The sequence below is a fragment of the Paenibacillus sp. J31R122 genome, assembly GCF_056269185.1.
On sequence record NZ_JBWDNM010000011.1, the window covers coordinates 122,904 to 148,104 of the forward strand.

Consider the following 25,201-nt stretch of genomic DNA (forward strand, 5'->3'; position numbering starts at 1 on the left):
TGCGCTCCCCCCTTTCTCTATTAATCTTTCAGGCCTGATGTCGACATAGTCTGCATAACGCTGCTTTGCGTCAGTATAAAGATCGAAATCGGCACAAGCATCATGATGAGTGAAGCAGCAGCCATCGGTCCTGAACGAACAAACCCTCCGGACAAAATTTGGCTAAAAGCATAATCCATCGTTTTCAACTGCTCGCTATACACATAGGAAGCGCCTTGACCACCGCTGCCCGTTCCCCACAAACCTTTAAAGGAAAAAATGATAAGTGTTAGCCAGGCAGGCTTAACCATTGGCATGACTATGGTCCAAAAGATACGGTACTCGCTCGCGCCATCAATCTTTGCGGCTTCAATTAGTGCATCGGGAATCGTCTCCATAAATTGTTTCATTAGGAACAAACCTAGCGACGTGGCGAGCGCTGGGAATATGAGCGCCCAGTAAGAATCCAGTAGGCCAAGCCAAGTAATCGTTAAATAATTGGGAATCGCGGTTACCTGAGAAGCGAACATCAATGACAGGACAACGATCGAAAATAGGATATTCCCTCCCGGAAGCTTCAGCTTTGCTAGCGGATATGCCGCCATGGATGCCAAGATGACATGTCCGACCGTTCCGGTGAATGCAACAAATAGGGTATTAAACACATAACGTGATATCGGTACCCATGCGTTAGAAAAAATAAGTATTAAGTCATAAAAGTTATCCAGTGTTGGAGAGCGTACAATAAATGTCGGAGGAAACAGGAACATCTCATCCAATGGCTTCAGCGCAGTGCTGATCATGAAAACGAAAGGCACCGCCATAAATGCTCCCGCTGCTGCTAGTATAAGAAATAAAGCGATATCAACAGGAAGAGAACGATTGAGCTTCTTCTCTCGACGCAAACGAAAGCTAATATTCATGCTCTCTAATCACCCACCTTCCGAAGCAGTTTCTGCACGACCATGTTCGAGCCAAGCATAAGAACAAATAATACGGTTGCAATGGAACTAGCATATCCCATCTCGAAACGAATCGTCCCGAAATCATTCAGATGGGTTACGATTGTATGTCCCGCATACTGCGGGCTTGGGAAACCGACAAGGCTCGTTGCCACCTCAGCGACTGCGAATGAAGCTGTAATTTGCATAACAGCGCCAAACATCAGCATTGGACGTAGTGAAGGCAGTGTAATAAACCACAGCTCCTGCCAGCGGTTTCTTATTCCATCAATCGCTCCAGCTTCAACAAGCGTCATATCCATTCCCTGCAATCCAGCTATAAAGGCAAGAAAGGCCGTGCCGAGGCTTAACCATAGCTGCACTAGCATAATAATCGCCAGCATATATTTGGGATTTTGAAGCCATTGAATCGGTTCAAATATAAATCCCCATTTTATCAGGAAAGCATTGACATAGCCGAATGAATCACCGGAGAAGGCAACCTGCCATATTAAATAGACGCTTCCTGAGATGGAAGGTGCATAGAATAGCAACGTTATAACTGCCCTAATTTTAGGCGACAATTCGTTGATGAGCCATGCAAGAAAGAAACATAGAATATAGCTGAGCGGTCCGGTAATCGCCGCGAACAATATCGTATTTTTCAAAGCAATCAGAAACACTTCATCCTTGACGAACAAGTTAGCATAATTTTCCCAACCAACCCAGCCTGGCGCTTCAAGTACATTAAAATCAGTGAAGCTAAGTCCGAATGCCATAAGGACTGGAAAGGCGGTGAAGATAAAGAAGAGGATGAAGTATGGCGCAAGGAGCACATAGCCATGCCGTTTCACACTTATCTCACTCCGCAGATGATCAAGCTTCCTCCGCCTCTGGCTGGGCTGCTTTGACAAACTGCCTGGGACCTGTAATTCAACGCTTGCTTGATTTGGGTCGGACAATGCAACCGCCCCCTTTCTCTATTTTGGCAAGCCGAACTCTTTGCGTTTTTTTGTAATTTCCTCATTAATAAATCGGGTATAATTGTCTATGGCTTCACGTGGATCCCCATCAGAAATAACGACGCTGCGGAACGCATTATCAAGATGACGTCCTGTGAAATATCCGCCTGCAACCTGAGGAATTCCCCGTACCCATTGCCACTGATCCATGATAACTTTGTATTCCTTTACCTGCCATGGAAGCCGAGCTACAGCTTCTAGATTAGCTGTCGCAGTACGTCCTGCGGGACCATACATCGCTTCAATTTCCAGACTATACTTCGCTTGCACGTCTGTACTGGTCCACCAATCAAGAAAGGACCAAGCCTCCGCCTTATGCTTACTGTCCTTCAGCATAATAGCAGAAGTTCCATTCGAAGGTACTTCTCGGTGTATGGTGCCGTCCGACCCTTTAAGTCCTGGAACAACAGTAATATCCCACAACCCTTTCAACTCCGGCGCTACGATGCTGACCAAACCGTAATCCGAATAGGGAGCTATTGCGATTGGCATCTCTCCACTACGGAAACGGTTGATGAAGTCTGTCGTCAGCGGCAACTTATAAGTCGTATATAGTTCCGTCCAATCGATAAACGATTTGATTGACACCTCGGAATCTAATGCGCTTGCTTTGTCGTTATCGCGATACAACTCACCGCCGTTCTGATACAGCATCGTGCCGTAGGTAAAGTTAACAGGTAAGTTCGAGTTATCCTTTTGATTCGAACCTGTTTTCACCAAAACCTGAATAGGGAAACCGAATAATAAGTTTTGTTTCTGAAGCTCAGGAATCATCTCGAAGACGTCATCCCAAGTTTGCGGAACCTCTAAATTCAATTCTTTAAGTATATCCTTGCGATAATATAAAATTGGAAAATACTGCTCGATCGGCAGTGCAAAGGTTCCCCCGTTAAATCTATTAGGCACCATTGCGCTTTCGTGGAAGCGCTGCGCTACCTTGTCAAACCCGGGATACTTCGACAAATCCTCCACAGCATTGCGCAAAGCGTAATTGAGTGGCTTATCATCTGCCAGTTGGAATGCAATATCAGGCCCCCGTCCCGCCAGCATCGCCTGCAACAACACGGCTTCAGTGACAACCTGAATATTGACTGCAACTCCTGTTTCTGATGTGAACGACTCATCAATGAGCCTCTTTGTAATTGTTGCCTGATCTATTCCCTGTGTCATCCACACCGTAATAGTTTTCTGACCTTTCTTCGACGCTCCGAGTACATTGTAATCGGTGACGAAAGAAGATAAGAACGTTCCCACTTGATGCTTCATTCTTTTGAAGAACTTAGCTTTGACTGCAGGCATTTTCTGATCAGGAGAGGCAACAACGAGATAATCGATCGATAATGGCATATAATTCAAGGAATAGATCCAATCCCCTAATGAGCCCGTATTGGATTTGAACGCCTCTAATCGGCGTGCGATCGTCCCCGGGGCATCCACCATTTCCTTCAGTTGATAAATGAGCCTCGTCAATGTAGCAGTGCGATCACTGCTGCCACCTGATATTTGCTCCACACGGTCGACAATAGCTTGTAATACTTCTATTTGTTTTGTAAAGACATCAATCAGCTCTGGTATTTTCACTTCAAGCTGATAATCCCGATTATCATCGGGAACCGTTCCGGTGACCATAATAATGCGCCGGTAAATACGATTCAGATCCAGTACGCTGGACTCCACCGTTCGCAGCAACTGTGCCATTTCACCGAGTGTAACTTCAAGCTTTATCTCATGTTTGCCTTTGGTCAAATAAAACTGATATGGGTTTTCCCCGTCTCCAATCTCGTTCATTTCCCAGTTAGTTGAGAAGCCAAAGGTAAGATCGTTAGCCTCACGAAACGGAATCTTGCCATCAATATACAGCTTACGGTAGGAAGTCATACCTCTTTGAAAGCTTTGCAAATATTTAATGCCGATATTATAAAGTCCGTCTTCCGGCACTTCTACGTCCCAAGTTATCCATTGTCCGGATTCCGCCCAGTTGAAGCCGCCAATTGTATTGAGTCGGATTTTTGACACGTGATAAGGTTCCGTAGACGGGCTGCTGCGGTCCATCATCGGATAAAGAACTTGACTTGACTTCAAATTCGCTAATTCTCCTTGAACCTTGATCATGAAATCTGATGTGTCTTTATAGCCCTTAGCTTCATATTCAGCGGCAACCGCTTCGTAATCCTTCGCTTGTTCAGCTTGGCTCAGCTTAATAGACTTAACCAGCATCTTTTCCTTTGCGGAAACTAAGGTGATAGTATGCTTCCCTGGCGTAAAGTGATATAAATAAGGATCATTATGACGACCATCAGCACTTTGAGCATAAGTCTCTTGCCATATCGGAAACTCGACCTGCTGGACATGTGTGTCGTTGCCGCGCTCATCGAGTAATATTTCACCATTACTCGTCCATACTCTCGCGAACACTAAGTTTTTACTCTCAGCAAAAGGTGCTACACCATCAATCAGCAATTCCCGATCAATATCCGCACCCTTACCCTCCATTGGATAATAAAGAATTCCAATATTATAAAGGCCTTCTTCCGATACATTGAAATCCCATGAAATACTTCCTACTTCATCGGTTTCAACCGCACTGCCCGTCATCCCTCCAATGTCTTTAACGACATTAGCTTTCATTTCTACCACATTAGAAAAAGCTTCTCCTGGAATAAGGATCTCTTGGTCAGGCTTAGAAGCATTCTTATGTTTCACCAAATATTGATCATATCCACCCTCAGTCTTACTTCCGAGCAACTGATCAGAGATTGCATCAGAAGCCTCTGAGGCTGCCTTTACTGTGGACTTGTCATCCGCTTGAAAGCCCTGGGGCAGGATAGACATAGCACATAAAGACACTAAAAGTACCACCTTGACTATTCCATATTTGTTGACATAGGCCACATGGAATCCCCCTTCCCGCCTAAGAGCAGCACCCCAATGTCAATTGAGGTGCTGCAGCGTTTTATGCAACCAGAAACTATTTTTTTAATGTTACATCAATTGCAGCCTGAGCTAGCGGTTTAACTCTAGCAAGTTCACTTGCAGGAGTACCTGTTCCTGCCATGATGTTCTTAATTGCTTCACCGTAATAACCATCGAATCCTTCGTAAGCGTAGTACTTCATTACAGTACCATTACCAAGCATTTGACGAAGAGTGTTCAAGCCTTCTTCATTTCTAAAGTTAGCTTCTTCTCCACGAATTACGTTATCATAACCTTTTTCTGGATCCATCTCATAAAGCTCTTGCCAAACCGTCATAACAGCTTTAGGGTTTTCTACATCAGCCAACATATGCCACATGTTAACAGTGATAGGCACTACATACTCTGTAGCTTTAGGCCCTTTTGGAAAGAATACATAGCCCCAGTCGTCAGCCATACTGCCGTTGAAATCATAAGCAGCCCAACGAGCTCCAGACATAAATAGCGCTTTACCTTGGGCAAAATCTCCACCTATAACTTTATGAACATTGTATAGATCAGATACATACTGAATAGCTTCCAAAGCTTCCGGTGAGTCGAAAGTGATTTTGTCATCCGTCGTTACAGCTCCGCCATTGGAATAAATGAACGCATTCGCTGCCATGGTAGCATCACCACCGTAAGGTGCAAATCCGAATGTATCATCCTTCGTAGCGGCTTTAGTCAACTCTAGGAACTTATCCCATGTCCACTCGCCCTTTTCTTGCAATACATATGGATCTTCTACGCCTAATTTTTGAACTAACGTTTTGTTATAGTAGAGACCATAACCGTTGTTATCTTTGTCGGTGAAGCTGTATTGCTTACCGTCGTATTTACCACTCTTAAGCATCATTGCATTCCAGTTAGGGTCTTTTAAATCCACTATGTCATCAATAGCGCGAATGTAACCTTCACTAGCCAACTTAGGAAGCGCCCATTCCGTCGGAATCATAACAACGTCAGCAAAAGGCTGTCCCGCAACGGATGTTGTAATGATTCTGGATACAAGCTGGTCAAGAGGAACCGTTACATACTCAATTTTAACATTGTACTTCTCTTCTGCTTTTTTCTGCTTTTCTTTCTCTTCTTCATTCAAATAGTTTTCCATTCCCCACCATTGACCGATGCGGATCGTACCGCCTTTGAAGTCGATCTTCTCGTCGACTGGCTCAGTTGAAGGTGGCGCTTCAGTTGCTTCCTCCTTGACTGGCTCGCTTGTCTCGGTTGGCTTCGGCTCATCCGTAGGCGCATTTGTTCCCGAGTTCTGAGAGCACCCAGTAAATACCACGAACATTGCGATAACCAGCATAAACGATAACCATTTAAGCTTCATTTTTCTTCCCCCCACACATCATTATTTTGGAAACATTACATTACAATACCGAATGATTGCTCGCTGTGAAAGCGATTTCATACTGTAATAATACTTATTATAGGGGATGCTTTTGGTGCTAGGTATCTGTTCAAATTCATACTTTTTCTACATAAAAAGCCTATACAATAGGGACCAATAAATATCATAATAATTAACTATAGATTATCTAAAAATATTACATACTACGCTGGCTTCATCTCTGCTCGAAATTGAGAAGGCGTCGTTCCTACGACTTTTTTGAAAATTTTCGTAAAATAAAAGTAGTCCTGATATCCCGCCTTTTCCGCAATTTCACCCACCATTAGATTGGTATTGCCAAGCAGCTTGCAGGCATAGGTAATGCGTAATTTGGCGATATATGCCGTAAACGTCTCACCTACCTCTTTCTTGAATAATTGACTGATGTAGCTTGGGTTCGTGTAAAATTTCAGTGATAAGCTTTGAATCGATATATCCTGAATGTAATTTTGATTCACATAATTCAAAATTGACCTAAAGGTTTCATTGCTTATCTCTTGTGAAACGTACTCGGACGCTTCAAGAATATATCTGCTGACGTATTGACGTAAACAATGAATCATTCCAGAAAGTGAGCCAAAGGAGGCAAGCAGCAATTCGTTGCTATATAACATCTTGTCAGACAGCTCTGTTCCGAACTGGTACATGAATGAAAGTACGATATTATAAAGCTTGAGCGCATGGCTCATAGTCAGGCAGCCTTCTCTGAACAGGTCAAGAACCTGGTCAAAAGCAACATTCGCTGCAGCTATATCGCCTATTCGAATAGCATCATCAATACACTTCAGCATTTCGTTAAAAGGTTCGCGCATCGGTGTTTTTTCACGAAAAATATCGGCTTTTCCAGTAATAAAGTAATGATCGGATAACACCTTTGCGATCTCGACCGATTCAATCAGCTTACTCATGTCCGTTAATCTTTGGCTTACGCCAATTCCCCGGATATGATCAGGCATTTCATTGCTTATTTCGTAAAGTGTCTCCTCTAGTTGATCCCAAGCTACAATATAAAGAGACTTCGATCTTCCGATCTTAACTTGCAAATATTTATCTGAAGCATGCTGAGCGGCATTCCCGATAAAGGAACAAACGAACAGGCCAATACCCTCTTTAAAGCCACCCTTTATGCCATACTGTTCAAGATTATTGAGGAGCTTGGAGCGATTTGTCTCGTTTGGTTCTTCCAAAAATAATTGAAGCGAGTTTTCCGTCACCCTCTGAGGAGTCTCATTGTTTTTCTTAAACTTGCATAGAATCGAAATAATATCCTGCTCGTCGAATGGCTTTAAGCAATAAGCAAGCGCGCCATAAGAGAGAGCCTTCTGCGCATAAGCAAATTCCGCATAACCGCTCACAACAATAAATTGCGCTTTATGCGACAGCTCGCACCCTTTCTTAATTAGCTCTAGACCATTAATTCCCGGCATGCGGATGTCCGTAAATACGACATCAGGTTTTATAGTTTCTATCATTTTCAGCGCTTCAGCCCCGCTAAGAGCTGTTCCCGCAACCTCGAATCCATAAGCGTGCCAATCAACACTCGCCTTAAGACTTTCAACTACCCATGCCTCATCATCAACAAGCAGAACCTTGTAGCCCATTTACATCTTCCCCCTTCGTCGACAGCTTCACACTTACTCGGGTTCCTGAGCCTTCCTTGCTAGCAATATCTAGACCATACGCAGAGCCACAGGCAAACTTGATCCTTGCATTCACATTGGCAACACCGATGCTATTATCTCCCTCGCCTAGCAGCCATCCATTGGAATCGGAATCTGCCAATGTCGTTTGCAGCTGCTTCAGCTGCACCGGATTCATCCCGACCCCATCGTCCTCAATGACGATAATCAAATCTCTGAACGCATCCAGATACGCACTTATTTTTAATAAACCATGCTTTTCATTTAACTCCAGTCCGTGATAAACCGCATTTTCGACAATAGGCTGCAGAATCATCTTTGGCACTTGACAGTTAAGTACCTCACCAACGATATCAAAGTTTACGCTAAAGCGGGATCCAAAACGAAGCTTTTGAATTTGTAAATAAGATTGTACGATAGTTAGCTCCTTATTCAGGGGAACGATCCCTCCCCCCTTAATGCTGTAATGATATATACTTCCAAGCAAAGCGGCGGACTCCCTTATTTCCTGAACCCCTTTTACTGCTGCCATACCTTTAATCATTTCCAGTGTATTGTAGAGGAAATGCGGATTAATTTGACTGCGTAAATAAGCCATATCCGATTTCTTCTTCTCCAGCTCTATGACATTCAGAACCGCATTTGTTTGCAGAAGCTCTTTCGTTAAGGAATCGTTCTTATTTAGCATGACTTTAAATTCGCTAGCCAGCTCTCTGATCACAGCCCAGCCATTAATAGTGATCTTTAATGCTATAACGATAGCTCCGAATACAAATATCCAAATAATAAAAGTGACGTTCGCGTTCATCTCGCGCATCAGCGCGTCTTTAGGAATCATATCCACAATTGAGCTTTTGATCTCAGGAAGATATTCCATCTGGGCGACATACGTTTTGCCGTTCCAATTGATCTCGCGCTTGCTTATATCGGGTTGATCATGTCCTAATTTGTCGAGAAGCTCAATCCCAATTGGCTGTGAGTCACTGCCTGACACCGCTACTTTCTTCTGCCTGTCAGCAAAAATAGAAAACGCATTCATTTCTACTGATAACGCTCTGCTTTTGTCCACAAGCGCTTGAGGAGATACAACTAAAAATAAAGTGCCGATCGTTTTATTAAATTGCTCACCAGGCTGTAAATACTTAATGTTGAGCCCGATAAGAAACACAAGCTCCGTATTGTATTGACCTTCGAAATGCTGCAGGCCATAGAAATGGAAAGTCTGCCCCTCCGTATCTGATCCTCGATAAGGAATTGTAAGTCTCGTACCCCCGTCTATATCAATCGAGCGTCCGTCTTCTCCGTGAATGATAATATCAAGAATTCCTTCTTTTAGCGTTCGAGAGTTGATAAACAAGCTGTCTACCCGGTTGGCGAGCATAGAGCTCTGAACATTTTCCGATTCAGTCAGAAAGTTTTGAACATCCAAACTGAAGGCAATGCTTGTCATAATTCTCTCAAGAACGTCTTTATTAGAATGAACCGTCTGCTTCATCTTCAAGAAATGATCGCTCGTATATTTTTCGTTGTCGGTGCTAATGTTTTTGGTCATTTGCAAATAATTGGTACCTATTATGAATAGTATGACAAAGGTGATGGATAGCGCGATTATGGATAACTGTGAACGAATCGTAAGCTTACGCAGCAGTGTCACGTCTATCGCTCCATTCTCATGCGTAGGTTGATGAATTTTAAGTGGGGAGACTCCCCGATAAGAGCTTGGCAGTGAAATGTACCAAACGTTTATGAGGGAGTTAACATGTTAGTTAAATGTTGTTCAAGAGGAGGCGGCTTCCAGTAACCGTCGATGTACTTGTCTAAATACCGCACAAACTAGTATAAATAATCGGACTAGCTCGGATGATGCTCAGGCAGATTTGCAATAGATCCGTCATTCTGGCGAATCCATGTATCGAAATCCCGTTCTCCTGCTTTTAATAGGATGACTCTAGCCCCAGTCTTAAAATGATCCTTGCGAACGTTATCTACATAGCTCACATATCGCGTGGAGCGGCCGTAACAAAGCCGGATGCCATGCAGCGTTCCGCTGAAGTCATTCGCATGATCATGACCAACGAACGTCCCCATAATATCTCCCATCTCCACCATTGCCGTGAAGAAACCGGAATTGACGCGCGGCGAGCTTACTCCCTCATAGCAGTGTCCCAGGCAAACCTGATTATTCCATACCTCTTGATACTCCGGCAGCGGAATATGAAAGAACGCCAACGATGGCAAGGGCAAACCATTTCTCATGGATGACAATTTCAGTGATTCCGATATATACCACCCAATTTGGTCTCTTCGAATCCAATCATAACCTCCAAGGGACTGGATAGATGAGTAATCACCGCTGTCGAGGAAATATAAAGCTGCGGCCGTTTCATCATTCTGATCCAGAAGAGTAATCATATAATTACCGGCTCCGCTTACATGAGGTGGATCTTCTTCGGCAACACAAAAGCTGTGATTTAGCTGCTCTTCATGCATCTGCCGGCGAGGAACGGCTCCTTCTGAATCATGATTGCCGAATACAGCCGCCCATGGTATGCCGCGCTCCTCCGCTACCGCGACAGCATCGCGAAATGATTGAATCGGATCCCTGCCTCTGGCGCTCGCCGTTACATCTCCGGCAAATACGATAAGATCCGGCTTCTCATGCTCAATGACGCATTCCATTGTCGCCCTAGTCATGTCATTAATTTCCGGAGTATCCGGATCATAATCCTCCGCGTCAATAAACTCCACATCTGAAAATTGGACAATGACGAAAGTGCCATCATCTCGAAACTTCATTTTTCTACCCATCTCCTGTTAATCTCCTCTCTGAAGTAAATTCCTTGAGGAATGCTGGCTATTTTTCCGTAGGCTCATGAGCGCTAAGCTGCATATCCACGCTTCCGTCATCCAAACGCAGCCAGGATTTCAGTTCGCGTTCGCCTTCTCTTAATTGAATAACCCGCGCCCCGCGAGGGAAATCTTCCTTGCCATAGGTATTAAAACCCGTCGCTCGTCCATAGGAAAGACGTATGCCAAGCATAGATCCCCAAAAATCATTAATGTGATCATGCCCAACGAATGTCCCAATCACATCTCCCGTTTCTACCATTGCCGCGAAAAGTCCCGAGTTTATTTGTGAACAGCATACATTCTCAAATTTATTGCCGTAGCAGACCTGACGTTCCCAAGCTGTGAAGTACTCTTGCAGCGGAATGTGGAAAAACGCCAGAGACGGCAGAGGCTGCCCGTCATTCTTTTCCTTAAAGCTATTAGCTTCAGAGAGATACCAATCAATCTGGTCTCTGCTGATCCAGTTGTAACCCTGAACATGGGGGAGCTTTGAATAGTCGCCGCTGTCTAGAAAGTAGAGAACTGCGGCCTCTGATTCATCTTGGCCAGATACTGTTAAAGAATAATTGCCATAACCGCTTACTCCCGGTGTATGTCCCGTCATGCCGTTATCATATTCCATGAGTACATGCAGCAGTTCCTCTCTCGTTACATTCTTCTCAGCATCGTGATTGCCAAGCACAACCGCCCACGGTATTCCGCTCTGGTCGGCAGTCGATACCGCTTCTCGCAACGACTGAAGCGGGTCTAAGCATGCTTCGCTGTAGATCACATCGCCAGTGAAAACAATAAGATCAGGGCTCTCCTCATGCAAGACAAGCTCCATAAGCGAGCGTGTCCGCATATCGTGCTCATCCCCATTCTGCCAATGTAAATCCGTGAACTGAACAATTTTAAAGGTTCCATCTTCGTTAAATCGCAATGACTTCTTCATTATCCGCAACCTCCTGCAATGTTTTAAAATGATTGATTATGCTCAGCCTACGCTTCTTTATCGGGCAACTCATTAAAGAAATGAAGACCATATTCAGTAGGTTAGCGACAGCCAATTGCGCTCCCTTTTATTAATGCTCCTGTTGGATCCGATCCGATACTTTACTGTAAAGAATACTGTACTTGAATTGTATGAGCACAGCTTAATTCACTCTACCAGAATAATGACTTTCTACTAACAGACTGGTGACTTCATTTACAACTATAGGCAGGGGCAATAAAAAAAGCCGCCAAATAAAACCGGCGGCTGCAATATATAGACAATAATTAGCTATTCGAGCTTCCTGACAGCTTCCTAAACTGCTGGGGGTTGGCTTGATAGACCCGCTTGAACATTTTAGAAAAGTAGGAAAAGTTACTATACCCAATAGATTGCGCAATCTCCGAAATAGGCATCGTTGAGTTGGCAATCAGCTCTTTGGCAATCCGCATCCTCTCGTTAAGCAAATAGTCCGTAATACTCATCCCTGCCTCTTTCTTAAACAAGCGGGAGAGATAAGCAGGGTTTAGGTGAACGTATTCAGCAAGCATCTCGCGGGTAATGTTCTCGCTCAGATGATCTGCGATAAAAGCTCTAAGACGCGGAATGACTGATTCTTCTTGAAAGAGATAACAATGTACCTTTTGGATTAGGCTTATTCCCCATTCCTCCATCTGCTCCAGCGTCCTTGGCGGTGCTTTTATTTGGCGAACGCTAGTGTCTTGAAGCAGTTGATGGGCCGAGAGACCTTTCTTCTGCAGTAGGTAGTGTATCATCTGCTGAAATCCTTGATAGTAAGCAAGTAAAACCTTTGCTCCAAAGCGTCGGTCCGAAGCCAGCTCCTGAATACTATTCCTTAGCTGCTGAACTAGTTCTTTCTCCTTGCCATTTTCCAGCAGCAGCGCCCAGGCAGTGAAATCAGGCAGGCAGGGATCTGGGACAGTGTCCGGGCTCTGCTTGCTAAGCCAATTAAGCTGATTGGACTCGCTGAGGTTATTGTACTCCATAGATAGCAGCAATTTGTACATCGCTGTCAACTCATGCAGCCTCACGGGCTCACCAATGTAGCAGGATACCGTACAGTTCAAGTAATTACCGCAAGAATCAATATACAAGTTGCATCTATCACCGATACTATCCCGAAGCGTGATCTCCTCCTGCGGTGAGAAGTAGATAATAGCCATCGTGACACCGTTCTTCGTCTGAACGACCTCCCCCCTTGAGCTAGCAATCAACAACTCGGAGGATGACTGGCGAATAGCGTACTCCATCACTTCCTCGTCTCTTGTAGTGAGTTCCCGCTTCCAATTTTCCACGCTAACTATAACCGGGAGCAGTCGATCATCAGGCTGTAAGGTAATGCCGTACTCCGCAGGGAGGCTGCAGCTGTCGTTTTCTCTGGCTACAATTCGCTCCGACAGAAGATCGTACCAGAAACGTTCGCTAAGCAGCGTCTTTTTTTTGTTCCACAACTCATAATATGGCTTATATTGTTCACTCTGCAACAGTTCTGCATTTTTCTTGTTAACAGTAACAATCGCCTTCCGGATAGCTTCTTCCAAGACTTCATATTCCACTGGCTTCATCATATAGTCAAAGCTGCTGAGTTGAACGGCCCGCTGCATAAACCTAAAATCATCGTGAGCCGTCAAGAAGATCGTCTCCGTATGAGGTGAAAACTCGTTGACCCACTCTAGCAATTCGATTCCCGTTCCTTTTGGCATTTCGATATCACTAATCATGATTTGAATTTCTTGCTGTTGAAATATTTTAACAGCTTCCCTCATATTATAGGCATCGTATACTGCAGTGACACCTAGCGCCTCCCAATTGATTGCATCCTTAATCCCCATGACCGAGTACATCTCATCGTCAACAATAAGAATATGCATACTTCTCACCTCCAGCTTTAATGAAACTCTATGGCAATCATGAACTTAGCTCTTGCTTCCGAATCAGCTGCATTCGCTACTTGGCGCCTTGATAGGAATATCCAGCTCTATTAAAGCACCGGAATCCGCACAATTGTTGAATTTCAAGTGAACGGTGTTCCCGTACAGGAGCTTCAAACGATGATAGCTGTTCCAGATGCCCAGATGCTGGTCATTAGTTTGATGGAAATAATGACCACTCTGTAAGGAATCCAGCATCTCTTGCGAGAACCCGCAGCCGTTATCTTCAATTCGAATGCGGCAACGTTTTTGTTCGGTATCTTGAATTGCATGAATCTCAATATGGAAAGGTTCATCCATGAAGTCAAATCCATATTTGATCGCATTCTCGATAAAAGGCTGTACAATCAGGGGTGGAATCTGAACCTGTTTTGAGTCCTCATCCAACGTGATCCGGAAGGTTATCCTACCGGGAAAACGGAGCTGCTGTATGCGCAGGTAGCTGTCCATATGCTCCATCTCTTCGGAGAGAGTGACAAATTGCTGACTCGTTTTGGTCGTGAAGCGGAAGTATTTTACTAGATTAAGGCACATCGCTTGGATGACGGCAAAATTTTTGAGCTGTGCCAGATTATAGACAACATTAATGCTGTTGAGCAAGAAATGAGGATTGATTTGCAGCTGTAAATGCTTTAACTCCGCCTTATGGGCTCGAATTTGTTCTTCATAAACATTTATTTTTAGCTTTTGAATTTGAAGCGCCATATCATTGAAGGTTTCGTTGACCGTATAAAACTCTCTGGAGGGAGAGTTGTTCAGTCTGTACGCCCAGTCCCCTCTTTTAAGTGTACGCATGCCCTTGAGTAATTCATTCATCGGTCTGAGAATAATACCGTTAAGATAGATCAGATAGAGAGAGAGCAGCACAACGGCGAATACCGGAATCCAAGCAATAACCGCACGGAAACGAGCAAGATTATGCAGCATTCTCTCTTCCGGAATGAAAGCAGTCAATGTAACATCTGTTGAGATAATTGGATTACTGACGACAATGTAGGTATCTTTCTCTCCCATAATCCTCTGGTATTTCTCGTAGGAGTCAATAAGAGGAGGTTCGGCGAAACCGCCAACATCGAAGCTGCCGGTGATCAGTTTCCCCTCACTATCCGCGAGAGCAGCAAATCCATCTCTGCCGAGCTGAATCAGCTCTAGAGGAATCATCAGCTTTTCAAGGCGAACCCATGCTCCCAAGTATATACCTACGCCCGCATCCACAATGCGTACTAAGCCATGTATATCTCCAGAGCTAACCATCACCCACCCCGAAAATAATGGGCTGCCAGGCTTTACCGTGTCAAGCAAGTCCTGAATACACTGCTTAATGGCCAGATTTTCATCGTATGAGGCTGTCTTGATATTGGTATGGATGAGATCACGGTATGCTTTAGAATAGGCAAACTGAATATCAACGGTGCCATCAAACCGATTATATCGGCCTAAGCTGTTCAATATGCGCATTTTGGTCAAAGTATACTCATTAGAGTTGTAGACCAACTTATTTAAAGACAAAATATCCGAATCGGCGGAAGCCAAATCGTATAGAAAATTGGTTTCTATACCAAGAGCGGTCTGGATTTGGTTAGCGTATAGGGTGATCATGCTTTTGCTCGACTCCGCCGCTTGTTCTCGTATGGAATTCGATGCCATGTAATTGCTGTAAAGCAGCAGAAAGACTAGAGGCATCGTAATAGTGATAAAGCCGACCGTTAACTTGAAACGCAAAGAGCCTCTTGGATTCATCGCAATTCTTCCCCTATTCCTTCATGTCGGTACTCATTCTGCTTGTTATTATGGCATATCCCAGTTTGGAAAAGGAAGGAGGAGTTAGAGAATTACTCTCCAACTCCTATACGCAGCTTATTTCGTATTCCCTTTGGCCCATTCGTCTAACTGGCGCTGCTGTTCTTCTAAAATTTTCTTGTATCCAGCCGCGTCGCGCTTTGCTTTATATTTGGCCAGCGTTCCTTCTACATCATCAACAGCACCCGAGTATAGAACCATTTGGAACTCTTTATCCACGTTGCCGACCGCTGCTTTCTCCGCCTTGACTGGCGACTCATCAAAGGTGAAACCAAGAGCGATAGAGCGTTCGGAGCTTTCGTTGAATTTCTCGTATTGTTCCCACTTGTCAGGGTCTTCGTTTGCCCATAGGTAAGAGATAAACTGATTGCCGAACATCCAACCGCCCGGGCTAAGGTAGCCTTGTGTCTCCGCTGTTACGCCTTCGGGATAATCAATGACATTATCTGCTTTCTTGACATAGTGCTTGCCTTCAATTCCCCAATCCAGCATGTTAAGCAGTTTAGCATCGGTGTAAAGCATATTAATGAACATCATCGCTCTCTCAGGATCCTCAGAGGTGCGGGAAATGGCGAGCATAGCTCCTGTAGCTTCACCAGTTGTCGTATAAGGCAGAGCTGTTTCCACTTGTACAAGCGGCAATCCCATCATCACAGACATTTCCTTGTCTTTGCCAGGCTTCAAAGATGAACCGATCGCAAATGCTTTGCCGGCTTTCATCATGTTCTCGGCCTGACCGCTTGAATCTGAAGTCATAACATCTTTATCGAACCAGCCATTAAGATTCCATTGTCTCATACGCTTAAGAAAATCGACAAATTTAGGATCCTCTAGGTTATCAATAGCCTTTAGCTCTTTGCTTTCACGTGAAATTATCCCGCTATCATAGTTAGATGCACCCCAAGTCAATGCAAATTTATTACTAACAACGGGTACAATACCTTGTTCCTTCTCATTGATTACCTTAAACATTTCTTCCATTTCTTCCAAAGTTTTAATTCCTTCAGTATTAAAGTTGTATTTATCAACCAATTCTTCGTTTAGAAGAAAGCCATAGCCTTGTGCAAATTCCTTCTTGGTGGGTACGCCATAAGTCTTGTTGCTGATTTGCGAGCCTTCCATAAAATCATCACCCAAAATAGTAGGGATATCTTTGCCGTGGCTTGCAATGAGATCTGTGAGCTCTAGAAATTGTCCTTTGGATACATCCTGCCCATAACCAAACCATCCGGCAGTAAACATGATATCAAAGGATTCCCCGGAAATTTTCATCAGGTTAGTTTTATCAGTCCAAGAGCCCCAATCAATCGGTTTCAATTCGATAGTCGCGTTAATTTTTTCTGTTAAGTATTTGCTCATTTCATCTTGAACAAGTTTTAGATCTTTAGGCACAGCACCCGGATAAATCATCGTAAGCTTATATGGCTTGAGGTTTGCCGCCTCGCCAGCCTCATTTGTTGGTGTATGATTAGTTTCCTCTTTTGGAGTGTTGGATTTTCTGGAGTTGTTCTGAGAGCATCCCGACAGAATTAGCATAGCAACGATGATCAGGGTCAATGCGGTTTGCAGCTTTTTCTTCAACTTAACCAATCCCTTCATCACTTTGTTTTTATCGGAAACCTAAATGCGCAATGCTAGCCTTTAACCGCACCGCTGGTGATACCGCTGATGTAATACTTTTGAAAGAACGGATAAGCGACCAGGAGAGGCGCGACACCTATAATGGCTAGCGCCATACGGACACCCTCGGATGGCATTTTGGAGAGCAGTTCGCCTACCTGGCTGGATGTATCCGCCTTCATTATTAGAAACTGTACATTATTAAGCGTCTTGGTCATCAGGTACTGGATGTTCATCAACTCCGGCTTATCGATAAACAGCATGCAGTTGTACCAGTCATTCCAATAAGCTAGCAAATTGAACAGGGCGACTGTCGCCATAATCGGAGCAGATAGCGGCACCACTAGCTTCAGAAAGACAGTCAGCTCACTCGCCCCGTCGATGGTGCCTGACTCAACGATGGATTCAGGAATTGTGTTGGCAAAAAAGCTTCGCATCAACAAAACATTAAAGGCACTCAATAACAAATTCGGAATCACCATGCCAAGCAGCGTATTTTTGAGCCCAATCATTGTCACATAGGTGATATACCAGGGCACCATTCCTCCGCTAAATAGCATGGTGAAAAATAGAAGAAATGACATGGAGCGGCGCAGCGGCAGGTCTTTGCGAGATAACGGGTACGCGAAGAGCGCCGTTATAAGTAAGCTGACCGTTGTTCCAATCAGTGTGACGAGGATGGTCACGCCATAGGATCTCGCAATCTGACCAAAGTCATTAAACAAAAACTGATAGGAGGAAAAATTTATTTGGCCTGGAAATAAGCTGTATCCGTTCTGGGCAATAGAGCTCTCATCTGAAATGGAGACCATGAATACTAGAACGAACGGGAATAGGGATGCAATGCTGAAAAGCACAAAGAACAGATGAATAAAGGGAGTACGTAACCGTGATGTAACCAGCATCCGATTGATGCCTCCTTTCGTCAAGCGTAAACTTATAAACTCTTATCTATTAGAATAATGCGTCGTCCTTGCTAATCCGTCGAACGGTGAGATTTGCTCCTAAGATCAAGAAGAAACATACAACGGACTGATAGATACCTGCGGCAGTAGACATTCCTATGTCTCCACGCTCAATCATTGCACGGTAGACAAACGTATCGATGGTATTAGTAGTAGGCATTAGCGGACCCGAGTTCATTGGTACCTGATAAAATAAACCGAAGTCCGAACGCATAATGGAACTGATCGCTAGCAGCGTCATGATGATTATCGTCGGTGAGATGATTGGAATAGTAATCCGAGTCATTTGTTTCCACTTGTTGGCGCCGTCAATAGTCGCCGCTTCATAATACTCCTTATCGATGCCGATAATGGCCGCAAAATAAATGATAGCCAGATACCCGACGTTTTTCCATGCATTTACAACAACCAAAATGTAAGGCCAGTAATCCGGCTCATTGTACCAAGAGATGGAACCTGCACTGAACCATTTGGCAAGTTGCCGATTGACAAGTCCGCTTTCCGTGTTTAGAAAACTGTACACCAGATAAGCGACGACTACCATAGAAATAATATGGGGCAGCAAAAAGGTGCTCTGGTAAAAACGGGTGACTACTTTATCCTTGATCTCATTGACCAGCAGTGCGGCAAGCAACGCAAGCGTTGTATTCACAATGATAAAAAACACGTTATACACAATCGTATTTCTCGTAATCAGAAAGGCATCAGGAGAACTGAACAAAAACTTAAAGTTGTACATTCCTGCCCAGGGGCTGCCCCAAATGCCGTCCACGTAGTTCAGTTCCTTGAAGGCTAGGATGACTCCGTACATCGGAATATAATTGTTTAAAATTAAGTATGCCAGCCCAGGGATCATCATAATAAGTAAAGCTCTGTATTTCTTTATTTTTTTTTTGAATATTCTCATTCGGCTGCGCAATGTATGGGATGTATCGTTTGATGCAAACGCCGTCATGAGGGTCACCCTTTCTTGTTGCTGTTCTCTGCCACTTATTATAGTAGGTCACTATTCTAACGAACTACTAGAATGATGACCTATCATTATAACGATAATGACTAGTTATCTTAGAACATAGAATCACATATTGACGGCTTTGGAAGGCACTCGTATGCTATAAGCGTGAATAGAAGGTGTCGTGTTCTCTTTCGGGGAATTCCGCCTTTCATGAAAGATCTCATATGAAGGAGTGAAACATGATGAAGCAAACAAAGGTTGTGCAGCGCGTATTTATTCTTGGAATGGATGGAGCCGGAAATTTCGTACAACAAGCAGAAACCCCTAATCTAGATGCCTGGCTGGCACGCGGCGCTTATACCTTTGAAGCGAAGGCGGAAATGCCGACGATCAGTGCAGAATGTTGGGGCTCTGTGCTTCACGGGGTGATACCTGAAAAGCATGGTTTGAACAATGAGAAGGCTGCGGAACTATCTTACCCAAACGATTCTCTCTATCCTTCCCTCTTTCGACTAGTTAGAGAACAACAGCCGGATGCTAAGCTAGCTTCCTTTGCCAGCTGGAGTCCGATTAATTCCGGTATTATCGAAGAGAATCTTGGCATACATAAGGTTTCGCTGCCCGATGCGGAGATTATCCCAGCTCTATTAGAATACGTTGAAGAGAATCCCGATGTACGTCTGCTGTTTCTGCAACTGGATGAGCCGGATGGCTCCGGACATCGGTATGGATACGGAGATGATTGTCCGGAGTATCTATCCGCGATTACTACATGTGACGCACAAATCGGCAGAGTGCTGGAGCGACTGGAGCAGCTTGGTCTTATGGAGGACAGCCTTGTTATTCTGCTCACTGACCATGGTGGAGGCGGCGAGAACAAGTACAGCCATGGCAGCGGCCACCCCATGGACCGTAACGTCTTCTGGGGCTGTATCGGACCTGGGATTCGAACCGGCCTTCTGGATGGTTCCGTATCTATAACGGATACAGCCGCGATTACCGCGCTAGCGCTAGGTCTGACATTGTCTGAGCAATGGGACGCAAGGTTACCGGAGGGATTGCTGGACGATACATGGATCTCGAAGAGCATCGCTATAGTCGACAATAAAATAGATGCCGCTAGGGGGTCCCAGAATGGCTAAGTCTCTAACATTTCGCGAAGATGGGACGTTTAAGATCGTGCAGTTCACAGATCCTGAATTCTCTTCATATGATGCGGAAGAACAGAGAATGGAAGCTATGATGCTCCGTATTTTGAAAGACGAGCAGCCTGATCTGGTCGTCTACACAGGAGATGTCATCGCTTCCGCCGGTCATCCTAACCCGGTAGCCGCATTTCGCCGCGCCTGTTCAGTGCCTGAGAGCTTAAACATTCCATGGGCTGCTGTGTTCGGCAACCATGATACGGAGGGAACGGTCACGCGGGAGCAGCTGCATGCGTTGCAGTTGACTTACCCACATAATTATGCGAAACCCGACCCGCCAGGCATTCACGGCTCGGGAAATTATGTCCTGACTGTTGAAGGGAAAGAGCGTGAAGCGGCCGCTGCCCTCTATTTCTTGGATTCAGGCAGCTACTCTCCGCTGGAGTATAGCAGAATGGGCTACTATGACTGGATTCGTCGTGATCAGATTGATTGGTACACACGTGAGTCCTATCGACTTACCGGAAGCAATGGCGGAACACCGCTGCCATCTCTCGCCTTTTTTCATATTCCGCTTCCTGAATACAACGATGTATGGGACTTCGGTGTCTGCTACGGAGAGCGTAATGCCCCATTCTGCTGCGCGCCTTGGGTGAACTCAGGCTTCTTCGCAGCTATGATCGAGATGGGTGATGTCATGGGCACCTTCGCTGGCCATGACCACGGCCACGATTTCTGGGGCGACTGGCACGGCATTCGTCTCTGCTATGGACGGACGACCCGGAATGCTTATCTAGATCGGCCCTTTTCTACAGGAGCCAGAATCATTTCCTTGAAAGAAGGAGAAAGAAACTTCGATACTTGGCTTCACTTAGAGGATGGAACTGCGCAGTTAGAACAGGCTAAGCACGAACCTGAAGGCCGCACACCAGAGAATGTCGCGATATACTTGACTTAAGCAGCACTTATTCGATAGGAAGCAGTACAAAAAAGCGTGATATTCATCCTTAGATGAGCATTACGCTTTTTTACATTCCTTTTTCATTATGCTGCTTATTACATCGTTAAATTAGTTCCACATTCTGAAACTAATGAGTGGCGTTATAGAAAAAATGACGAATTAGTTTCAGAATATGCGGCTAATTCACCGGAAAGAGTACGTGGATCGAGCTAACCCAGCAGTTAAGTTCATTCTGTGTAACTAACTCGCAACTTACCCATTTGCAGCTTTATATAAATTCAAAAAATGAAACTACGGGAGCAATGACAGCATGCTTCTCATATTCTAAAACCGATTAGTGTCCAGATGACGCGATCATTATGATACCTGTCACTACAACGATCGAAGCCATTATTCTTCGAGCGCCTTGCGACTCCTTTAGTACAAAAAAACCAAGCAAAGTACCAAAAACAATACCTACCTCACGCATAGGCGCGATAGTAGACAGATTAGCATTTCTAGCCGCAAACAAAAATAGCAGATAGGAGCCCGGCGACAATATCGCCCCAATCCAAATGATGTTTCGATGATTTCGAATGACACGTTTTACTCTATCAAAATGAAGAACAGCAGGAGTCAGACCGAGTATAAAACCAATATTCGTCACTTCAAGCAGCGCAAGCGGTGAAATGTATTGCAGGTTTACCTTGTCAACCACAGAATACGTCGTAATACACAATCCGACGCTTAACGCGAGCAATATCGGTTTAAGGTAAGCATGATTTTGCTCTGTTCCCGATTTCCGTCCGACCATGACGACGAACCCCGCCAACATCAAGCTGATACCTAACCATCCCCATAAAGGCAAGCTTTCCCCCAATAAGATGACACTAGCTAATGGTATAAGCAAGGTCGGAGTACCACGCATAATCGGATACACTTGAGAGAGCTCTCCCGCTTTGTAGGTATAAGCAAGCAGCATAGAATATATGGCTTGCATCATAAGTGATAACCCGATCATTAACCATTGGTTCAGTGTAAAATGCGCACCAGATAATTCAAACATCAGATTTGGCAGCAATAGTAAGGTTGCCGGAATATATATTACCCATAGGAACACCGGCTTATCTGTACTTTGCTTTGCAAACATATTCCATACAACGTGTGCCAAACCCGAGCATAAGACTAGGACTAGGCTAATAACGATCATATTAAAAACAACTCCTCCCTATATTTACAAAAACACAATAACACACAAACACACATATACACAATATAAAAAAACCAAATACAACTTCGCTCACAAAAAACGCCCCTCAGCATCACACTAAGGGCCGTTTCATGGAAAACTTATTCCTACTATTCGATTTACTCACAGACAATTTCAATACCGTTCTGTTTGTATTTCTCAACTATCTGTCTATCAATCTTAGAATCCGTTACAATCCGTTCAACTTCCGTGCAACCGCACACTTTGATTAAGGAGACTTGGTCAAATTTACTGCTGTCCGTAAGCGCAATCGTACATTTCGCGTTTGCATGCATAATTTTTTTTACTTGTACTTCTCCTATTGCGATATCTGTAAAACCCTCTTCTAAAGTAACACCGCTCAAACTCATAAAAAAGATATCGGCATGAAAACGAGATGCGAATTCTTCTGCTAAGTCGCCGATAATACTCTGCTCTTCCTGTCGAATAATACCGCCGATCATAATGAGAGTATATCCGGGCATATCGATTAATTCATTCATAATCGGCAACGAGTTCGTTATGATCGTCAGACGATCGAACTTAGTCTTAAGCGCCCTCACGATATGCGTGTTGGTTGTACTTACGTCTAGCGCAATGGACATCCCCTCAGTAACGTAGCGGGTCGCGATTTGGGATAATTGCACCTTCTCCTCCAAATAGATGGAATCGCGAATCGGCAGTGGAATTTCCCGGCTATAATCTGGCTCCTTCAAGATTGCCCCGCCATAGACACGCCTTAAATATCCTTCGCCTTCTAAAAATTCCAGATCTCGTCTTATCGTTTCAAACGAAACACCGAACTCTTCGATGAGCTCAGAGGCTTTGATTGATTTGTCCCTATTGAGCTTTTTAATAATTAACTGATGCCGCTGCTGTACAAACAATTGCGTCACTCCTTCTTGCCAATACTTCCTAGCCTATTATTCTTACTTATTAATTTACCATATATCCAGTAAGAACATAAAAGAATGATGCCTTAATCATTTATTTTCAAATAAGCAGCCTCAAACTTTGTATAATGTCTAGAGATAAGCTCCTTGTATTATAAAACTCTCTGTTCGCAACATAGCGGCCCCTTTAGCAGTTATTAGCTGCATCCATTCTATCATTTCACTCTCACATAATTCTCTATAAAAGCCGACAAAGACGCCAAAGGGAGCCATCATAATGGCTCCCCTTTGTTACTCTAGTCCCGTAATTATTTTACTAATCGTTGCGAAATGGGATTATTTCCTTCCTTACCGCTCCTGCTTGATCCGTAATAACCAGCTCTGCCTCCCATGCTCCGCGTACAGGTAAATCTACCTGCTCCGCATAATAATCCGTTTCAGTAAAATCCGGGAACGATTCCGTCCCATCCGCCTTTTCTCCCAGCAGTGGCACATCAATTGCAGCATGCTTTTTCTGATCAACTGCTTTTAGTTTAAGCTGGATATCTGCAGGAGCGCCAAGCTGTTCAGGCAGCCAAATCTTCAAGCTGATTCGATTTGGACCTGGGCCATTGGGCGATATGGCCAATGTATAGTGCAGGGTCTCCCCCATTTTATGATAACGAAGCGGCTCCGTATCCGGCATAGGGCTCAAATAAGTGAACACCGCTGCAATAACGAGAATAAGACTCATAAAGAGGGCATCGACCTTCAGCAGTTGGCCGCCTGGCAAATCACGTCTCTTCGCTTGCTTACGCAGTAAAGCTCCTATTCCAATTACAAATACAATTAGAATCACTTTTACTAGCAGTAAAATACCCCAGCTGGAATACAACAGATAATGCCATGAAGGCAAAATTAAAAAAGTAATGATTAACCCGCTGAACACTAGCAATACAATTGTAATCCAAGCAATTCTTGCAAACTTCTCAGCAAATACGCCCGCTTCCTTACGATCCTTGTACCAAAGCAACAAGAGCACCATCAAGCCTCCAGCCCATAATGATGAGCAAACCAGATGGATAAAATCCAGTACGATAGCTGTCGAATTGGAAGACAGAGACATAACATGTCCGTTGTAGCTCTCCGCCGCTGCCAGCAGCAGCGCCCATACCGCTTTGAAAGTATCATTAAGACGCAGGATCACGAACCCCAGCCATGCAAGAATTAGTAAGCCTAGCCATGAGAGACCCGTCGTCGTTGACGTTAAATATTGAAGCCAATCGTTCGGAGTGCCTCCATCGTAGCCTTTCATTACCTCACGTATATGAACAAAGACGAATATGAGAACTGCAAGCAAAAATCCCCTTATCGCATACAAACGCCACTTATCCACGAATTGTCTTAGAGTTCCTCCACTCCCAGCCGGAATGGCTAACGACCAGAGCATCATACCTGCAGCAAGCATGAATGCGAAATAATAAATAACCCGTACTGCGTAGAATAAAATCTGCCCTAAATCGAAAGCGCTATTTGGATGTGAAATGGATGAATGGTCATGTTCCATCGCAACAGCAGCTGCGGTTGGAGCTGGAATGACAGAGAGTGTAGAGCTTAACCGTTCATTAGCAATCTGCTGGGCGGATACGCTGCTATACGGCACAATTATTAATGAGGAGGCTAGCATGATTAGAAAAAGCATCAGGTATACGATTATGTATTTCAAACGTCCAGCAGACCGTCCTGCGTGCGAAGATGTGCTTATTCTTTTTTGCAAAAATGAGTAGGCCAATATTGTCACTTCCTTTATGTTGTTCAGCTACAGTTTACTAGACCGCAGCCAAAAGAACAATTAACGGCAGCCTTCCAGTTAATCAGCACCCCGATCCATGACTCTGACAAAGGCAGTTGCTGTTAGACGTATAGCGGTCAACCAATTTGATCATTCTA

General features: G+C 44.3%; 18 protein-coding genes. 2 read left to right on the plus strand and 16 right to left on the minus strand.

Annotated elements, in window-relative coordinates; translation table 11 throughout:
* Positions 1-20 precede the first annotated feature (20 nt).
* The 13 genes from AC0YN7_RS18825 to AC0YN7_RS18885 all read right to left on the minus strand — a co-directional run bounded on the left by AC0YN7_RS18825 (position 21) and on the right by AC0YN7_RS18885 (position 19,045).
* The gene (locus AC0YN7_RS18825) at positions 21-902 is read right to left on the minus strand and encodes a carbohydrate ABC transporter permease (RefSeq protein WP_475811557.1); all 882 of its coding nucleotides are present in this window, start codon (positions 900-902) and stop codon (positions 21-23) included.
* Positions 903-907: 5 nt separating this feature from the next.
* Positions 908-1,882: a carbohydrate ABC transporter permease gene (locus AC0YN7_RS18830; RefSeq protein WP_475811558.1), complete on the minus strand. Its 975-nt coding sequence runs from the start codon at positions 1,880-1,882 to the stop codon at positions 908-910.
* Positions 1,883-1,900: 18 nt separating this feature from the next.
* Positions 1,901-4,789, minus strand: coding sequence for an extracellular solute-binding protein (locus tag AC0YN7_RS18835; protein ID WP_475811559.1), 2,889 nt, complete (start codon positions 4,787-4,789; stop codon positions 1,901-1,903).
* Positions 4,790-4,910: 121 nt separating this feature from the next.
* Entirely contained in the window at positions 4,911-6,230 is a 1,320-nt protein-coding gene (locus AC0YN7_RS18840) for an ABC transporter substrate-binding protein (protein ID WP_475811560.1), read from the minus strand.
* Between the two features lie 224 nt (positions 6,231-6,454).
* Positions 6,455-7,891 (minus strand): response regulator transcription factor, encoded by a 1,437-nt coding sequence (locus AC0YN7_RS18845; protein WP_475811561.1) that lies wholly within the window; start codon positions 7,889-7,891, stop codon positions 6,455-6,457.
* Entirely contained in the window at positions 7,866-9,584 is a 1,719-nt protein-coding gene (locus AC0YN7_RS18850; RefSeq protein ID WP_475811562.1) for a sensor histidine kinase, read from the minus strand. Before AC0YN7_RS18850 ends, AC0YN7_RS18845 begins: the two co-directional genes overlap by 26 nt.
* Before the next feature lie 197 nt (positions 9,585-9,781).
* Positions 9,782-10,738: a metallophosphoesterase family protein gene (locus AC0YN7_RS18855; protein ID WP_475811563.1), complete on the minus strand. Its 957-nt coding sequence runs from the start codon at positions 10,736-10,738 to the stop codon at positions 9,782-9,784.
* A gap of 46 nt (positions 10,739-10,784) precedes the next feature.
* Entirely contained in the window at positions 10,785-11,714 is a 930-nt protein-coding gene (locus tag AC0YN7_RS18860) for a metallophosphoesterase family protein (RefSeq protein ID WP_475811564.1), read from the minus strand.
* A 326-nt stretch (positions 11,715-12,040) separates the two neighbouring features.
* The gene (locus tag AC0YN7_RS18865) at positions 12,041-13,645 is read right to left on the minus strand and encodes a helix-turn-helix domain-containing protein (RefSeq protein ID WP_475811565.1); all 1,605 of its coding nucleotides are present in this window, start codon (positions 13,643-13,645) and stop codon (positions 12,041-12,043) included.
* A 63-nt stretch (positions 13,646-13,708) separates the two neighbouring features.
* A complete protein-coding gene (locus AC0YN7_RS18870; RefSeq protein ID WP_475811566.1) occupies positions 13,709-15,445 on the minus strand; it encodes a cache domain-containing sensor histidine kinase in 1,737 nt (578 codons plus the stop codon).
* 117 nt (positions 15,446-15,562) lie between these two features.
* Entirely contained in the window at positions 15,563-17,086 is a 1,524-nt protein-coding gene (locus tag AC0YN7_RS18875; protein WP_475811567.1) for an ABC transporter substrate-binding protein, read from the minus strand.
* A gap of 53 nt (positions 17,087-17,139) precedes the next feature.
* The gene (locus tag AC0YN7_RS18880) at positions 17,140-18,030 is read right to left on the minus strand and encodes a carbohydrate ABC transporter permease (protein WP_475811568.1); all 891 of its coding nucleotides are present in this window, start codon (positions 18,028-18,030) and stop codon (positions 17,140-17,142) included.
* Between the two features lie 49 nt (positions 18,031-18,079).
* Positions 18,080-19,045 carry an ABC transporter permease gene (locus AC0YN7_RS18885; protein WP_475811569.1) on the minus strand — a complete coding sequence of 322 codons (966 nt, stop codon included), beginning with the start codon at positions 19,043-19,045 and terminating at the stop codon, positions 18,080-18,082.
* Positions 19,046-19,284: 239 nt separating this feature from the next.
* Between AC0YN7_RS18885 and AC0YN7_RS18890 the strand changes: the two genes are divergently transcribed.
* Positions 19,285-20,187 (plus strand): alkaline phosphatase family protein, encoded by a 903-nt coding sequence (locus tag AC0YN7_RS18890; protein ID WP_475811570.1) that lies wholly within the window; start codon positions 19,285-19,287, stop codon positions 20,185-20,187.
* Positions 20,180-21,148: a metallophosphoesterase family protein gene (locus AC0YN7_RS18895; protein WP_475811571.1), complete on the plus strand. Its 969-nt coding sequence runs from the start codon at positions 20,180-20,182 to the stop codon at positions 21,146-21,148. Before AC0YN7_RS18890 ends, AC0YN7_RS18895 begins: the two co-directional genes overlap by 8 nt.
* A 337-nt stretch (positions 21,149-21,485) precedes the next feature.
* On the opposite strand, the gene AC0YN7_RS18900 is transcribed toward AC0YN7_RS18895, so the two are convergent.
* From AC0YN7_RS18900 to AC0YN7_RS18910, 3 genes are all read right to left on the minus strand, one after another.
* On the minus strand, positions 21,486-22,340 hold the full coding sequence (locus AC0YN7_RS18900) for a DMT family transporter (protein WP_475811572.1): 855 nt from the start codon (positions 22,338-22,340) through the stop codon (positions 21,486-21,488).
* Positions 22,341-22,498: 158 nt separating this feature from the next.
* Complete coding sequence (locus tag AC0YN7_RS18905; RefSeq protein WP_475811573.1) at positions 22,499-23,266, minus strand: DeoR/GlpR family DNA-binding transcription regulator; 768 nt, start codon at positions 23,264-23,266, stop codon at positions 22,499-22,501.
* 322 nt (positions 23,267-23,588) lie between these two features.
* On the minus strand, positions 23,589-25,043 hold the full coding sequence (locus AC0YN7_RS18910) for a copper resistance D family protein (protein ID WP_475811574.1): 1,455 nt from the start codon (positions 25,041-25,043) through the stop codon (positions 23,589-23,591).
* Positions 25,044-25,201 lie beyond the last annotated feature (158 nt).

Bases quoted from the DNA above. Each gene is read 5' to 3' on its own strand.
- AC0YN7_RS18845 (WP_475811561.1), bottom strand. From the start codon at position 7,891: ATGGGCTACAAGGTTCTGCTTGTTGATGATGAGGCATGGGTAGTTGAA.
- AC0YN7_RS18825 (WP_475811557.1), bottom strand. From the start codon at position 902: ATGAATATTAGCTTTCGTTTGCGTCGAGAGAAGAAGCTCAATCGTTCT.
- AC0YN7_RS18865 (WP_475811565.1), bottom strand. From the start codon at position 13,645: ATGCATATTCTTATTGTTGACGATGAGATGTACTCGGTCATGGGGATT.
- AC0YN7_RS18860 (WP_475811564.1), bottom strand. From the start codon at position 11,714: ATGAAGAAGTCATTGCGATTTAACGAAGATGGAACCTTTAAAATTGTT.
- AC0YN7_RS18890 (WP_475811570.1), top strand. From the start codon at position 19,285: ATGATGAAGCAAACAAAGGTTGTGCAGCGCGTATTTATTCTTGGAATG.
- AC0YN7_RS18895 (WP_475811571.1), top strand. From the start codon at position 20,180: ATGGCTAAGTCTCTAACATTTCGCGAAGATGGGACGTTTAAGATCGTG.
- AC0YN7_RS18870 (WP_475811566.1), bottom strand. From the start codon at position 15,445: ATGAATCCAAGAGGCTCTTTGCGTTTCAAGTTAACGGTCGGCTTTATC.
- AC0YN7_RS18880 (WP_475811568.1), bottom strand. From the start codon at position 18,030: ATGCTGGTTACATCACGGTTACGTACTCCCTTTATTCATCTGTTCTTT.
- AC0YN7_RS18855 (WP_475811563.1), bottom strand. From the start codon at position 10,738: ATGGGTAGAAAAATGAAGTTTCGAGATGATGGCACTTTCGTCATTGTC.
- AC0YN7_RS18840 (WP_475811560.1), bottom strand. From the start codon at position 6,230: ATGAAGCTTAAATGGTTATCGTTTATGCTGGTTATCGCAATGTTCGTG.
- AC0YN7_RS18885 (WP_475811569.1), bottom strand. From the start codon at position 19,045: ATGACGGCGTTTGCATCAAACGATACATCCCATACATTGCGCAGCCGA.
- AC0YN7_RS18900 (WP_475811572.1), bottom strand. From the start codon at position 22,340: ATGATCGTTATTAGCCTAGTCCTAGTCTTATGCTCGGGTTTGGCACAC.